This window comes from Pseudomonas sp. HMWF021, from assembly GCF_003061005.1.
Classification (GTDB): domain Bacteria; phylum Pseudomonadota; class Gammaproteobacteria; order Pseudomonadales; family Pseudomonadaceae; genus Aquipseudomonas.
In genome coordinates this window covers 41,898-56,941 of sequence record NZ_QAIK01000061.1, presented here as the reverse complement: position 1 = coordinate 56,941, position 15,044 = coordinate 41,898, and the positions used below count along the sequence as shown (strand labels likewise).

At 60.4% G+C, this 15,044-nt stretch carries 14 protein-coding genes; 10 read left to right on the top strand and 4 right to left on the bottom strand.

Annotated features, from left to right (window positions below):
* Positions 1-117: 117 nt before the first annotated feature.
* Entirely contained in the window at positions 118-447 is a 330-nt protein-coding gene (locus DBR18_RS08345; RefSeq protein WP_003185742.1) for a DUF1820 family protein, read from the bottom strand.
* Positions 448-580: 133 nt separating this feature from the next.
* Here DBR18_RS08345 and miaB point away from each other — a divergent pair, with 133 nt between their 5' ends.
* The 5 genes from miaB to lnt all read left to right on the top strand — a co-directional run bounded on the left by miaB (position 581) and on the right by lnt (position 6,284).
* Positions 581-1,909 carry a tRNA (N6-isopentenyl adenosine(37)-C2)-methylthiotransferase MiaB gene (gene miaB, locus DBR18_RS08340; protein ID WP_108589990.1) on the top strand — a complete coding sequence of 443 codons (1,329 nt, stop codon included), beginning with the start codon at positions 581-583 and terminating at the stop codon, positions 1,907-1,909.
* 243 nt (positions 1,910-2,152) lie between these two features.
* Positions 2,153-3,151 (top strand): PhoH family protein, encoded by a 999-nt coding sequence (locus tag DBR18_RS08335; RefSeq protein ID WP_108589989.1) that lies wholly within the window; start codon positions 2,153-2,155, stop codon positions 3,149-3,151.
* Positions 3,144-3,638, top strand: coding sequence for an rRNA maturation RNase YbeY (gene ybeY, locus DBR18_RS08330; protein WP_108589988.1), 495 nt, complete (start codon positions 3,144-3,146; stop codon positions 3,636-3,638). Before DBR18_RS08335 ends, ybeY begins: the two co-directional genes overlap by 8 nt.
* Positions 3,639-3,643: 5 nt before the next feature.
* A complete protein-coding gene (locus DBR18_RS08325; RefSeq protein WP_108589987.1) occupies positions 3,644-4,483 on the top strand; it encodes an HlyC/CorC family transporter in 840 nt (279 codons plus the stop codon).
* 277 nt (positions 4,484-4,760) lie between these two features.
* Entirely contained in the window at positions 4,761-6,284 is a 1,524-nt protein-coding gene (lnt, locus tag DBR18_RS08320; protein WP_108590048.1) for an apolipoprotein N-acyltransferase, read from the top strand.
* An 87-nt stretch (positions 6,285-6,371) separates the two neighbouring features.
* Here the strand turns inward: lnt and DBR18_RS08315 are convergent, their stop codons facing one another.
* On the bottom strand, positions 6,372-7,133 hold the full coding sequence (locus tag DBR18_RS08315) for a YdcF family protein (RefSeq protein ID WP_108589986.1): 762 nt from the start codon (positions 7,131-7,133) through the stop codon (positions 6,372-6,374).
* Positions 7,134-7,238: 105 nt separating this feature from the next.
* Entirely contained in the window at positions 7,239-7,562 is a 324-nt protein-coding gene (locus tag DBR18_RS08310) for a hypothetical protein (protein ID WP_108589985.1), read from the bottom strand.
* Positions 7,563-7,817: 255 nt separating this feature from the next.
* Between DBR18_RS08310 and leuS the strand changes: the two genes are divergently transcribed.
* From leuS to DBR18_RS08285, 5 genes are all read left to right on the top strand, one after another.
* Positions 7,818-10,424, top strand: coding sequence for a leucine--tRNA ligase (gene leuS / locus DBR18_RS08305; protein ID WP_108589984.1), 2,607 nt, complete (start codon positions 7,818-7,820; stop codon positions 10,422-10,424).
* A gap of 88 nt (positions 10,425-10,512) precedes the next feature.
* Positions 10,513-11,118, top strand: coding sequence for an LPS assembly lipoprotein LptE (lptE, locus tag DBR18_RS08300; RefSeq protein ID WP_108589983.1), 606 nt, complete (start codon positions 10,513-10,515; stop codon positions 11,116-11,118).
* Between the two features lie 39 nt (positions 11,119-11,157).
* Entirely contained in the window at positions 11,158-12,195 is a 1,038-nt protein-coding gene (holA, locus tag DBR18_RS08295; protein ID WP_108589982.1) for a DNA polymerase III subunit delta, read from the top strand.
* Positions 12,196-12,369: 174 nt separating this feature from the next.
* Entirely contained in the window at positions 12,370-12,534 is a 165-nt protein-coding gene (gene arfA, locus DBR18_RS08290; RefSeq protein ID WP_108589981.1) for an alternative ribosome rescue factor ArfA, read from the top strand.
* Positions 12,535-12,595: 61 nt separating this feature from the next.
* Positions 12,596-13,918 (top strand): lytic murein transglycosylase, encoded by a 1,323-nt coding sequence (locus tag DBR18_RS08285; protein ID WP_108589980.1) that lies wholly within the window; start codon positions 12,596-12,598, stop codon positions 13,916-13,918.
* A gap of 103 nt (positions 13,919-14,021) precedes the next feature.
* On the opposite strand, the gene DBR18_RS08280 is transcribed toward DBR18_RS08285, so the two are convergent.
* Positions 14,022-14,969 carry an LD-carboxypeptidase gene (locus DBR18_RS08280; RefSeq protein WP_108589979.1) on the bottom strand — a complete coding sequence of 316 codons (948 nt, stop codon included), beginning with the start codon at positions 14,967-14,969 and terminating at the stop codon, positions 14,022-14,024.
* Positions 14,970-15,044: the final 75 nt, after the last annotated feature.

Sequence of the window (15,044 nt, the reverse complement as noted above, 5' to 3'; positions counted from 1 at the left end):
TCGCAAATCCATTCAGCGCGGTAATTCTGGAAGATCAAAGTTGCAGGTTTTGGGGCCGCTTCGCAGCCCATCGGGGATAAATCCCCTCGCCACAAGAGCCCCTCACTTAATCAGTTTTTACTTCTCAGGCATCGGCATCGGAAACGGCATCACATTGCCAACTGCGCCACGGGCTTCGCTGATTTTCGGGGTGCCCAGACGCTCCACCTCGTCGATGCGCACGATCGAATGCATCGGCACAAAGCTGCGCACCACGCCTTCGAACTGCGCCTTGAGCTTTTCTTCGCTCGGATCGACCACCACTTGCGTGCGCTCGCCAAAGACGAATTCTTCCACTTCCAGAAAGCCCCACAGATCACTTTGATAGATCTGCTTGGCGTACATTTCGAACACCTGGCCCTGGTTGAGGAAAATCACCTTGTAGATTGGAGCTTCGCGTTTGGTCATGGCGGGGGGATAGCATCGGGGGCAAAAATGAGGGCGCAAACTATAGCATAGCCACCGGACGCGCAGCGGTAGGAACCTGACGGCTTGTTCCCTATAATGCCGGGTTCTTTGAATCACGTGACGACCCTACTCCATGGCCAAGAAGCTTTACATCGAAACCCACGGTTGCCAGATGAACGAGTACGACAGCTCGCGCATGGTCGATCTGCTGGGCGAACATCAGGCCCTGGAAGTCACCGCCCGCGCTGAAGATGCCGACGTGATTCTGCTCAACACCTGCTCGATCCGCGAGCGCGCCCAGGATCGGGTGTACTCGCAACTGGGCCGCTGGCGCGAACTGAAACTGGCCAACCCGGACATGGTGATCGCCGTCGGCGGCTGCGTGGCCAGCCAGGAAGGCGCGGCGATCCGTGATCGCGCGCCGTATGTCGACGTGGTCTTCGGCCCGCAGACCCTGCACCGCCTGCCGGAAATGATTGACGCCGCACGCAGCAGCAAGCTGCCGCAAGTCGACGTCTCGTTCCCGGAAATCGAAAAATTCGACCACTTGCCCGAGCCGCGCATCGATGGCCCGAGCGCCTACGTGTCGGTGATGGAAGGCTGCAGCAAGTACTGCACGTTCTGCGTGGTGCCTTACACCCGTGGCGAAGAGGTCAGCCGACCGTTCGATGACGTGATCGCCGAGATCATCCACCTCGCCGAGAACGGCGTGCGTGAAGTGACCTTGCTGGGGCAGAACGTCAACGGCTATCGCGGTACGACTCATGACGGGCGCCTGGCCGATCTGGCCGAGCTGATCCGTGTGGTCGCCGCCGTCGATGGCATCGACCGCATCCGCTACACCACCTCGCACCCGCTGGAATTCTCCGACAGCCTGATCCAGGCCCACGCCGAAGTGCCGGAACTGGTCAAGCATCTGCACTTGCCGGTGCAGTCGGGTTCTGACCGGATTCTGGCGGCGATGAAACGCAATCACACGGCGCTGGAGTACAAGTCCAAGCTGCGCAAATTGCGCGCCGCCGTGCCGGGTATCTGCATCAGTTCGGACTTCATCGTTGGCTTCCCCGGCGAGACCGAGAAAGACTTCGAGCAGACCATGAAGCTGATTGCCGACGTCGGTTTCGACTTTTCCTACTCGTTCGTCTACAGCCAGCGCCCGGGCACCCCGGCGGCCGATCTGGCCGACGACACTCCGGAAGAACTGAAGAAAGAACGCCTGAACGCCCTGCAACATCGTTTGAATCAGCAAGGGTTCGAGATCAGCCGACAGATGGTCGGTTCGGTTCAGCGCATTCTGGTCACCGACTATTCGAAGAAAGACCCGGGCGAGCTGCAAGGGCGCACCGAGAATAATCGTATCGTCAACTTCCGCTGCGATAATCCGACCCTGATCGGCCAGTTCGCCGACGTGCACATCGACGCAGCGCAACCGCATTCGCTGCGCGGCTCGCTGATCCAGTAACAGATATCAGAAGCACAGAGAAACCTGTGGGAGCTGGCTTGCCAGCGATGAGGCCATCAGCCCCGACAAATATGTCGCCTGCTGCACCGCTATCGCTGGCAAGTCGAATCGTCGCACCGCAGCTCCCACAGTGGACAGCATTGTTCTTCAGAATGTACTCATCCATTTAAGAGCTTTCGCACCCACGCCACTGGCGTTATCCTTGATTTCATCTTAATTGCCCCAGGGCGGCTAAATACGACCTTGAACGCACCCATAGAACCACATCGTTTTCTCCTCGAGCCCTTTGAGGCTCGCCGCTTCGCCAATCTGTGCGGGCAATTCGACGAGCACCTGCGCTTGATCGAACAGCGCCTGGCCATCGAGATCCGCAACCGCGGAAACCAGTTCGAACTGATCGGCGACCCCAAGCACACCACGTCTGCGGAAAATCTGCTGCGCCGCCTGTACCGCGAAACCAAGGGTACCGAGCTGTCGCCAGATCTCGTGCATTTGTTCCTCCAGGAATCGGCCGTCGTCGAGCTGGATAACCATGCACCCGCCGAAGCCTCCGTCGCCCTGCGCACCAAGAAAGGCATGATTCGCCCACGCGGCCTGAATCAGTTGCGCTACGTGAAGGAAATCCTCGGTAACGACATCAACTTCGGCATCGGCCCGGCCGGTACCGGCAAGACCTATCTGGCCGTCGCTTGTGCCGTCGATGCCCTGGAGCGCGAGCAGATCCGCCGCATCCTGCTGGTGCGTCCAGCGGTTGAAGCCGGTGAGAAGCTCGGTTTTCTGCCCGGTGATCTCGCCCAGAAGATCGACCCGTACCTGCGCCCGCTCTACGACGCGCTCTACGAGATGCTCGGCTTCGAATACGTGGCCAAGCTGATCGAACGCCAGGTGATCGAAGTCGCGCCGCTGGCCTACATGCGCGGTCGTACGCTGAACAACAGCTTCATCATTCTCGACGAAAGCCAGAACACCACCGTCGAGCAGATGAAGATGTTCCTGACCCGGATCGGCTTCGGCTCCACCGCCGTCATCACCGGCGACATCACCCAGGTCGACCTGCCGCGCGGCACCAAGTCCGGCCTGCATCATGTGATCGAAGTGCTCAAGGACGTTCCGGGCATCAGCTTCACGCATTTCCAGCCCAAAGACGTCGTGCGCCACCCGCTGGTGCAGCGGATCGTCGAGGCCTACGAGCGCTTCGAAACCCGTGCCGAAGCCGCCAGGGAAACCTCGCGCGATGCTTGAGCTGGATCTGCAGATCGCTACCGAAGCGAACGCCCCGAGTGAAGCCGAATTCCGTCAATGGTGCGAACTGGCCCTGCGCCAGCGCACCGCCGACTCGGAAATGACCATTCGTCTGGTTGACGAGGAAGAGGGTCGTGAGCTCAATCACACCTGGCGCCACAAGGATTACGCGACCAATGTCCTGTCGTTCCCGGCCGAAGTCCCGGATGAGTTTCTCGATATTCCGCTGCTTGGCGATCTGGTGATCTGCGTGGCAGTGGTCGAGCGTGAAGCTGCCGAACAAGGCAAGGAACTCAAGGCCCATTGGGCACATCTAGTCATTCACGGCTGCTTGCATCTGCTCGGTTACGACCATATAGATGACGACGAAGCCGAAGAAATGGAAGCACTGGAACGCGAGTTGCTTGCCGAACTGGGCTACCCCGATCCGTACGCGGACGACGAAACCGACACATCCCCTATCGTTACAACAAAGGATTCAGAGTAATCGCTATGAGCGAAGATCGATCGAGCAACGGGCAGAAGTCATGGCTGGGTAAACTGACCCAGGCTTTTGCCCACGAGCCGAAGAACCGCCAGGAGCTGCTTGAGCTGCTGCGTGATGCACATCAGAACAAACTGCTGGACAGCGAAGCGCTGGCCATTGTCGAAGGCGCCATTCAGGTGGCTGACCTGCAAGTACGCGACATCATGGTCCCGCGCTCGCAGATGATCAGCATCAAGGCGACCCAGACCCCTCGTGAATTCCTCCCGGCCGTACTCGACTCGGCGCACTCTCGCTACCCGGTCATCGGCGAAAGCCACGACGACGTGATGGGCGTGCTGCTGGCCAAGGACCTGCTGCCGCTGATCCTCAAGGAGAACGGCGACACCTTCAACATCAAGGACCTGCTGCGCCCGGCCACCTTCGTGCCGGAGTCCAAGCGCCTGAATGTGTTGCTGCGAGAATTCCGCGCCAACCACAACCACATGGCCATCGTTATCGACGAATACGGCGGCGTGGCAGGTTTGGTGACGATTGAAGACGTGCTGGAACAGATCGTCGGCGACATCGAAGACGAGCACGACGTCGAAGAAGACAGCTACATCAAGCCACTGCCCAGCGGTGATTTCCTGATCAAGGCCCTGACGCCGATCGAAAGCTTCAATGAGTTTTTCGACTGCGAATTCTCCGACGATGAATTCGACACCGTCGGCGGTCTGGTGATGAGCGCGTTCGGGCACTTGCCAAAACGCAACGAAATCACTGAAATCGGCGCCTATCGTTTCCGCATCCTGAACGCCGACAGCCGTCGGATTCATTTGCTGCGACTGACGCCAATCGCCCGGTAATCATTAAGGATTGGGGTATGTCATCAGCTATTTCCTGCATCGCGTTGCGCCTGAAAGCGGGCCAGGCAAGGCGCAGTCCGCAGGGAATGGCATTCCCTTTCCAAGGACTGCAACGCAGCATGGTCCGCTTTCAGGCGTAACCCGGAGGGCCGGGCCTGCTGTTACGCAGGGCTGCGTTGCTCGTCGTTCATTTGAAAAACCAAACTTCACTCCTCGCGCCTTGCCCTGCGTAACAGCAGACCCGGCGCGATACAGGAAATAGCTGATGACATACCCCCTGCGCTGGACAACCCGCCCCGGCTGGCCCGGTAACCTGCTGGCCGTGGCGGCCGGTGCAATCACCACCTTCGCTCTCGCACCATTCAACATATGGCCGCTGGCTCTGCTCGCGGTCGGGCTGTTCTATGCCGGCCTGCGCGAGCTGAAACCGCGTCAGGCGCTGGGCCGTGGCTGGTGTTTCGGTTTCGGTCTGTTCGGCGCCGGCACCAGCTGGATCTACTACAGCATCCACCACTTTGGTGGTGCATCGGTGCTGCTGGCCGGGTTCCTGATGCTGCTGTTCACCGCAGCGATCGCGTTCTTCTTCGCCCTGCCCGCCTGGGTCTGGGCGCGCTGGTTGCGCCGCAATGAGGCGCCGCTGGCCGATGCCTTGGCGTTCGCGGCGTTGTGGGTCGGTCAGGAAGCGTTTCGCGGCTGGTTCCTCACCGGTTTCCCGTGGCTCTACTCCGGTTACAGTCAGCTCGACGGCCCGTTGGCCGGGCTTGCGCCTGTCGGCGGCATGTGGCTGGTGTCCTTCGTGCTGGCACTGACCGCCGCACTGATCTACAACGCGCCGCGCCTGCTGACCAGCGGTCGCAAAGGCTTCATCGCTGCCGGCCTTGTGTTGCTGGTCGGGCCGTGGGTGGCGGGTATCGCGCTCAAGGGCCACGCCTGGACCAGTCCGTCCGGCCCGGCACTGAGCGTTGCCGCGATTCAGGGCAACGTCGAGCAGAGCATGAAGTGGGATCCGGCGCAGTTGAACGCGCAATTGGCGCTGTATCGCGATCTGAGTTTTCGCTCCAAACCGGTGGATCTGCTGATCTGGCCGGAAACCGCCGTGCCAGTGCTCAAGGAGTCCGCCGAGGGCTACCTGAGCATGATGGGCAACTTCGCCGCCGAGCGTAAATCGGCGCTGATCACCGGGGTGCCGATCCGCGAGACGGTTCGCCACGAAAAACGCTTCTTCAACGGCATTACCGTGGTTGGCGAAGGCGATGGCACTTACCTCAAGCAGAAACTGGTGCCGTTCGGTGAATACGTACCGTTGCAGGATCTGCTGCGCGGCTTGATCGCTTTCTTTGACTTGCCGATGTCCGACTTCGCTCGCGGCCCGGCGGATCAGGCACTGCTGCAAGCCAAGGGTTACCAGATTGCGCCATTCATCTGCTACGAAGTGGTGTACCCGGAATTCGCTGCCGGTCTGTCGGCACGCAGTGATCTGCTGCTGACCATCAGCAACGACACCTGGTTCGGCACCTCGATCGGCCCGTTGCAGCACCTGCAGATGGCGCAGATGCGCGCCCTTGAAGCGGGTCGCTGGATGATCCGCGCCACGAACAACGGCGTGACTGGACTGATCAACCCGTTCGGGCAGATCACCGAGCAGATCCCGCAGTTCGAGCAGGGCATTCTGTATGGCGAAGTCGTGCCGATGCACAACCTGACGCCTTATCTTGAATGGCGTTCGTGGCCACTGATCATCGTTTGTGTGTTGCTGTTTGGCTGGGCGCTGATGGCCAGCCGGATGTCGAAAACGCTTTAAAAGCAAAAGATCGCAGCCTGCGGCAGCTCCTACATGGGGATTTGTGTTTCCCTGTAGGAGCTGCCGCAGGCTGCGATCTTTTGATCTTCAGCGGTAGAACAACGAATACCCCACCTGCCCCACCGCCTCATTCAGCAACTGCCCGCTCTGCCAGATCGATTTGAATTCCGGCAGCCAGCCACCAAACGGTCGCGCATTGTCGGTCCCGAGAAAACCCACGGGCGCCGGCACCACTTCAAATCCTGCCTGCTCGAAACACCACACGGCACGCGGCATGTGCCAGGCCTGCGTCACCACCACAACGCGCTTGATGCCTTGGGGCAACAAGATGTCGGCGCTGAATTTGGCGTTTTCCCAAGTGGTACGGCTCTCGCCTTCCTGCCAGCGCGTGGCCACTCCGAAGTCATCACGCAGCGAATCGGCCATCAGTTTCGCTTCCGTCGGCGGCGTGCCGTAGTGCAATCCGCCACTGGTCAGGATCGGCAACCCTGACGCTTTGGCCAGCCGCGCGGCATAACGCTGACGCTCCAGTCCCACGCCGGTCGGCTGATCCTCGCCCCACGCCAGGTCACCACGCTCGCGCCCGGAACCCAGCACCACGATAGCATCGGCGCGCTGCGCCAGCATCGACCACGCATCACGGGGCAGCGGCGGCTCACGCTCCAGCGCCTTGGCGCCCCACTGCACCACCACCGGCAGGCTCATCAGCCAGAAGCCGCCCAGGCCAATGGCAAAACACGCAGTAGCGAGCCGCGGCCGGGAACGGCGCAGCCACCAGGCGACCAGCAACAGCAGCAAAAGAATGCCCGGCGGCAAAAGAAGTTGTTTTATGAAATAACGAAAAGGCATCGGGGCATCTCCAGAGATGCCCGAAGCCTAAGAGTGTTAATAAAGCGTTACAACCGATAGGTAGGATCTCCATGAAAAAGATCCGTTTTTTGACCTGCCATGCGTCTACTTGGCCTGTACAGAACGAACCTTGACGGTGTCTCTGCCGGGCGCCTTGTCCTTGAGCCAGATGACCTTGGCCGAATGTGCTGCATCGAGCTGCTTCACTGCTTGTGACAGGCGTCCATGCGATTCACGTTCACTGCGATCCAGATAGGCCTTGACCAGTTTGAACTCGGCGGGGCTCAAGCCACGCAATTCCAGTTCCAGGGGGCGCTCGTCGCGCAGCCGGCCAGCGGTTTTTGCAGCGTCGAGCGCCATGCCCAGACGATCCATCAACCGTTCGTACAACTCGGGTTTCGTCACTTTTTTCTGCCGTTGCTCCACCATCCCTCACCTCATTGAAGATAAGACTCACTCCCCAATTAGAGCTTAGCTTCGCTGCACAAACCGGCTGTACGCCGCGACCAACGGCCCTCGCCACGGTTTTCGGGGGCCAGACAGCTGTAATCAGGGTTTCCCTAGGCCAAGCGCGGTCATGTATGCTACGGCGCTTCCTGTAATTCCACTTCCAGCAGGTCCGGCGCATTCCCGGACGGCGCGTTGAAGAGGATTAGGCCACCCCTATCCAGTACAAAAGTAGCCATGCACGAACAATATCAGCCCCGTGAAATCGAAGCCGCCGCCCAGTCGTTCTGGGACGAGCAAAAGTCCTTTGAAGTCAGTGAACAGCCAGGCAAGGAAACCTACTACTGCCTGTCGATGTTCCCTTACCCCAGCGGCAAGCTACACATGGGGCACGTGCGCAACTACACCATTGGCGACGTGATCTCCCGCTACCAGCGCATGCAAGGCAAGAACGTTCTGCAACCCATGGGTTGGGACGCCTTCGGCATGCCGGCGGAAAATGCCGCGATGAAGAACAACGTGGCGCCCGCCAAGTGGACCTACGAAAACATCGCCTACATGAAGTCCCAGCTGCGCAGCCTGGGCCTGGCGGTGGACTGGTCCCGTGAAGTGACCACCTGCAAGCCCGACTATTACCGCTGGGAACAATGGCTGTTCACTCGCCTGTTCGAAAAAGGCGTGATCTACCGCAAGAACGGCACCGTTAACTGGGACCCGATCGACCAGACCGTTCTGGCCAACGAGCAAGTGATCGACGGTCGCGGCTGGCGTTCCGGCGCGCTGATCGAAAAGCGCGAAATTCCGATGTACTACTTCAAGATCACCGCTTACGCGGATGAGCTGCTGGAGAGCCTCGACGAACTGACTGGCTGGCCGGAACAGGTCAAGACCATGCAGCGCAACTGGATCGGCAAATCCCGCGGCATGGAAGTGCAGTTCCCGTACAACGTCGACTCGATCGGCGAAGCAGGCACCCTCAAGGTCTTCACTACCCGTCCGGACACCCTGATGGGCGCGACCTACGTTGCCGTGGCCGCCGAACACCACCTGGCCTCTCTGGCCGCAAGGAACAATCCTGAACTGCAGGCGTTCATCGCCGAATGCAAGGGCGGCAGCGTCGCCGAAGCCGACGTCGCCACTCAAGAGAAGAAAGGCCTGCCGACCGGCCTGTTCGTCGAGCACCCGCTGACCGGCGAAAAACTCCCGGTGTGGGTCGCCAACTACGTGCTGATGCATTACGGCGATGGCGCTGTGATGGCCGTTCCGGCGCACGACGAGCGCGATTTCGAATTCGCTCACAAATACGACCTGCCGGTGAAATCGGTGGTGCGCACCAGCTCCGGTGACACCAACCCGGCTCCGTGGCAGGACGCCTACGGCGAACACGGCACGCTGATCAACTCCGGCGAATTCGACGGTCTGGACTTCAGCGGCGCCTTCGACGCCATGGAAGTCGCCCTGATCAAGAAAAACCTCGGCGCCTCGCGCACCCAGTTCCGCCTGCGCGACTGGGGCATCAGCCGTCAGCGCTACTGGGGCTGCCCGATCCCGATCATCCACTGCGCCACGTGCGGTGACGTGCCGGTGCCGGAAGATCAACTGCCAGTGGTGTTGCCGGAAGACGTGGTGCCGGACGGTGCCGGTTCGCCACTGGCGCGCATGCCGGAATTCTACGAGTGCAGCTGCCCGAAATGCGGCCAGCCTGCCAAGCGTGAAACCGACACCATGGACACCTTCGTCGAGTCCTCGTGGTACTACGCCCGTTACGCCTCGCCGCACTTCGAAGGCGGTCTGGTGGAAAAATCCGCGGCCGACCACTGGTTGCCGGTGGATCAGTACATCGGCGGTATCGAGCACGCGATTCTTCACCTGCTGTACGCGCGCTTCTTCCACAAGCTGATGCGTGACGAGGGTCTGGTCAGCTCCAACGAGCCGTTCAAGAACCTGCTGACCCAAGGCATGGTGATCGCCGAGACTTACTATCGTCGCGAAGCCAACGGTGCCTACACCTGGTTCAACCCGGCGGACGTGGAACTCGAACGTGACAGCAAGGCCAAGGTCATCGGCGCCAAACTGAAATCCGACGGCTTGCCGGTGGAGATCGGTGGCACCGAAAAAATGGCCAAGTCGAAAAACAACGGGGTCGATCCGCAGTCGATGATCGACCAGTTCGGCGCCGACACCTGCCGCCTGTTCATGATGTTCGCCTCGCCACCTGACATGAGTGCCGAGTGGTCCGACTCCGGCGTTGAAGGCTCGCATCGTTTCCTCAAGCGCGTCTGGCGTCTGGCGCAAGCCCACGTCACTCAGGGTCTGCCGGGCAAGCTGGACATCAGCGGCCTGAACGACGAGCAGAAAACCGTGCGCCGCGCCATCCACCTGGCCATCAAGCAGGCCAGCCACGACGTCGGCCAGAACCACAAATTCAACACCGCCATCGCCCAGGTGATGACGCTGATGAACGTGCTGGAAAAAGCCGCGCAAGGCACCGAACAGGATCGCGCACTGATTCACGAAGGTCTGGAAGCCGTCACCCTGCTGTTGGCTCCGATCACGCCGCACATCAGCCACGAGCTGTGGAATCAGTTGGGCCACGCTGACGCGGTGATCGATGCCGGCTGGCCTGCAGTCGATGAAAGCGCCCTGGTACAGGACAGCCTGCAACTGGTCATTCAAGTGAATGGCAAGCTGCGCGGCCAGATCGAAATGCCGGCCAGCGCCACCCGCGAAGAAGTTGAAGCGGCTGCGCGCGCCAACGAAAACGTGCTGCGTTTCGTCGACGGTCTGACCATTCGCAAAGTGATTGTCGTGCCAGGCAAACTGGTCAACATCGTCGCCAGCTAAATTGGATTGGGCGTCAGGTTCGCCTGGCGCACTGTAAAACCTTTCGGGCCGCAGGGTCGGCCCACATGGTTTCAAGGGGAGCAACACAATGATCAAACGCAATCTGCTGGTGATGGGCCTCGCCGTTCTGCTGAGCGCCTGCGGTTTCCAGCTGCGTGGCACCGGCACCAACGAACTGTCGATCAAGGAACTCGACCTGAGTGCCCGTAACGCCTACGGCGAGACCGTCACTCAACTGCGTCAGGCACTGGAATCAAGCGGCGTGAAGGTTTACGCCGGCGCACCCTTCAAGCTGTACCTGGCTGATGAACAGGAAAGCCAGCGCATCCTCAGCTATGCCGGTGCCGGTCGTACAGGCGAGTATCAGGTAACCACCGTGCTTAATTACGATATCAACGGCGAGCACAACCTGAACCTGCTGAGCAGCAAGCTCGAAGTGCAGAAAGTGTTCATTCACGATGGCAACAACCTTGTCGGCTCCGACCAGGAAGCCAACGATGCCCGTAATGAATCCCGCCGTGAGCTGGTTCAGCGCATGATGTTGCGCCTGCAACAACTGACCCCGGATCAGTTGCAGAAGCTGCAACAAGCCGCCAACGACCGAGCCAAGGCTGAAGCCGATGCTCTGGAAGCGGCGCAAAAGGCTGAAGCGCAAACCCCGCGCCAGTCGCCGCTCGAACTGCCGCAGCAGTAAGACGTACGGGGCGCTCAGGCGCCCCGTTCGCCCTTTCTTATGAAGCTCGCTCCCGCTCAACTCGGCAAACACCTGCAAGGCGCCCTTGCGCCCGTCTATATCGTCAGTGGCGATGACCCGCTGTTGTGTCAGGAAGCCGCCGACGCCATTCGCAGCGCTGCCCGCCAGCAAGGTTTCGACGAACGCCAGGTATTCGCCGCCGACGCCAATTTCGATTGGGGTACTTTGCTGCAGGCTGGCGCCAGCATGTCGCTGTTCGCTGAAAAGCGCCTGTTGGAACTGCGTTTGCCTTCAGGCAAACCCGGCGACAAGGGCGCTGCTGCGCTGATCGAATACTGCTCGCGCCCCGCTGAAGATACTGTGCTGCTGATCAGCCTGCCCAAGCTCGATGGCAGCGCGCAGAAGACCAAGTGGGGCAAGGCACTGGTCGAAGGCCAGCAGACCCAGTTCATCCAGATCTGGCCGGTGGACGCCAACCAGTTGCCAAGCTGGATTCGTCAGCGCCTGTCACAGGCCGGTTTGTCGGCCAGCCAGGACGCGGTTGAACTGATCGCCGCACGGGTCGAGGGCAACCTACTCGCCGCCGCGCAGGAAATCGAAAAGCTCAAACTGATGGCCGAAGGTGGACAGATCACCGTCGAAACCGTGCAGGCCGCGGTGGCCGACAGTGCGCGCTTCGACGTGTTCGGCCTGACCGACGCGGTACTCAACGGCGAACCGGCCCATGCCTTGCGCATGCTGGAAGGTTTGCGCGGCGAAGGCGTTGAGCCACCGGTGATCCTCTGGGCACTGGCGCGGGAGCTGCGTCTGCTGGCCAACATCTCGCTGCAGTACAGCCAGGGCACACCGCTGGACAAATGCTTCAGCCAGGCGAAACCGCCGGTCTGGGACAAGCGCAAACCGCTGATGAGCAAAGCCCTTCAGCGCTATACAGCGCAACGCTGGGCACAGTTGCTGCTTGAAGCCCAGCGGATCGATGCGCAGATCAAGGGCCAGGCCGCCGGCTCGCCGTGGATGAGCCTGAGCCGATTGGCGCTGTTGATGTCGGGCCAACGCCTGACTCTTCCTGCTGAATAAAAGCAAAAGATCGCAGCCTTCGGCAGCTCCTACACCGATCCGTGTAGGAGCTGCGGCACGCTGCGATCTTTTGATCCTTTTTCCCACACATCGCCTCGCCATCTGTCCTATAGACAGATGCCCGACATCGGCAGATTATTGCCCCCGCAACACCCAACCACCGAGAGACCCATCATGAGCAAAAAGCCATCGAAACATGGCCCGAACAAGGCCAAATCCATCATCGCCCAGCCCCTGTTCCGCAGCCGCCAGGAACAACCAGCCAAGGGCAAAGGCAGCTACCGCCGCGAAGCCTTCCAGTCTAAAAGCTGGGAGGCTTCTTACTTTCTGGCTGCCTGAAGCACAGCACCCTCCGGTCATGTTAAGGTCTGCACCTGATTCGTATCCTCTGGAACTGTGCATGCCCTTCAGTCTTTCCCGTCGTTGGCCCATTCGCCAACTGATCGCTGCAACAAGCTTCATTCTGCTTGTCGCCTGTGCGGAAAAACCCACCGCCGCCGATGCGCAACCGCTACAAACCGTTCCCGCCGTCACGGCCCCAGCGATCATCCCGCCGGTAGTGCCATCCGGTGACAACCTCGATATTCAACCGACCCAGACCTTTGCCGAATGGCAGGCAGGTTTCCGCAAGGATGCCCTCGCTGCCGGGATCCGGGCAGACGTGTTCGACCGCGCCTTTGCCAATGTCAGTTTCGATGACAGCGTGATCCGCGCCGACCGTAGCCAGCCGGAGTTTTCTCGCCCGGTGTGGGAATACCTCGATGGCGCCCTGTCGCCATTGCGCGTGCGCAAGGGCCAGGCGCTGATCAGTCAGTACGCCGATATTCTGCAAAGCATCGAACAGCGTTATGGCGTGGATCGTCAGGCACTGGTGTCGGTGTGGGGCATGGAAAGCAATTTCGGCCAGTTCCAGGGCACCAAGTCGGTGATCAACTCGCTGGCAACCCTGGCCTACGAAGGCCGGCGTCCGGGCTTTGCTCATGCGCAATTGATCGCTGCGCTGCAGATCCTGCAACAGGGCGACATCACGCCTGAGAAGATGCTGGGCTCGTGGGCCGGCGCAATGGGCCAGACCCAGTTCATTCCGACCACCTACAACACCCATGCCGTGGATTTCGACGGCGACGGTCGCCGTGACATCTGGGGCAGCCCGGCCGATGCCCTGGCCTCCACCGCGCACTACCTGCAAAGCTCCGGCTGGCAGCGTGGTCAGCCGTGGGGCTTCGAAGTGCAACTGCCGAGTGGTTTCAATTACACCCTGGCCGATGGTGCGATTCGCAAGAGCGTTGCCGAATGGCGTCAACTGGGGGTGATCCTGCCCAATGGCGGCCAGGTACCGGCCGGTTCGGAACAGCTGTCAGCGGCCCTGCTGCTGCCCGCCGGTTATCGTGGCCCGGCGTTCCTGATCCTCGATAATTTCCGGGCGATCCTCAAGTACAACAATTCGTCGTCCTATGCACTGGCGGTGAGCCTGTTGTCCGAGCGCTTCAACGGTGGTGGCTTGATCAACGGCACCTGGCCAAAGGATGACTTGCCACTGAGTCGCACCGAGCGTATCGAGCTGCAAACCCTGCTGAGCGCGCGCAACTATGACGCTGGCACGGCGGACGGCATTATCGGCGCCAATACGCGCAAGGCGATTCGCAGCGCGCAGCAGTCGTTTGGCTGGCCGGCGGACGGGTATCCGACGCACAAGCTGCTTGAGAGCCTGCGTACTCAATAAAGCAAGATCAAAAGATCGCAGCCTTCGGCAGCTCCTACAGGGTAAACACCCATCCCATGCAGGAGCTGCCGAAGGCTGCGATCTTTTTTGCTTCACCCGAGTGTTATCGGGTGACTACATCCTGCTCCAGCATCAACTCCTTCTTCCCCGCATCCAGCCTGACCAGCGCGCCCATCGGCAGCGTCAGGTTCGGGTCGCAATGGCCGCTGCGCCATCCCGACAGCACCGGAATCCGTAACGGTTCGAAGGTCTGTTTGAGCAGTCGATTCAGTGCATCAGCATCCACTCCGGCCACATCCCCGACCAGCACGCCACGCAATTTTGCCAGTTTGCCGGCCAGACGCATCTGCGTGAGCAAGCGGTCGATCCTGTACAGCGGCTCGTTGACGTCCTCGATCAACAGGATCACGCCTTCCACGTCGATCTCGTAAGGCGTACCCAATGTCGAGGCAATCATTGCCAGATTGCCGCCCAGCAGCCGCCCATGGGCAATGCCGGGTTCGACTGTGGTCAATGGATAAGCCACCGGATGGCTGAGCACACTGCCCGCCTTCAACTGACCACGCAGCATGGCGAAGAATGAAGTGACCGTCGGCGGCTCCTTGTCGCCCAGCAGGTCGGCGTTGAGCAGCGGGCCGTGGAAGGTCACGAACCCGGCGTAGCGACTGATCGCCAGATGCAGCGCGGTAATATCGCTGTAGCCGACAAATGGCTTGGCATGGCGGGCCAGCAGATCGTAATCGATCCGGTCCAGCAGGCGCGGCGTCCCGTAACCACCGCGCAAGCAAATGATCGCGTCCACTTCGGGATCGGCGAACGCGGCGTGCAGATCGTTGAGGCGTACGTCGTCGCTGCCGGCCAGATAGCCGTCCTTCTCGTAGACACCGGGAAACACCCGCAACTGGTAACCCCGGGCGCGCATCCATTGCACAGCCTTTTCCGTGTCCAGTGCCCCGGGGCCGGCAGGCGCGATGACACCGATGACCCCTTCGGACGGCAGCGCGGGTACGGGCTTATGCGGAAAAAGGGTGTGGGTCGGTCGAACGGTCATCCATGGTCTCCCTGTGAACTCATGTACACACAGTAGTCAGGAACAGAAATAAACAAAAGAGGTGAAACTACCCAA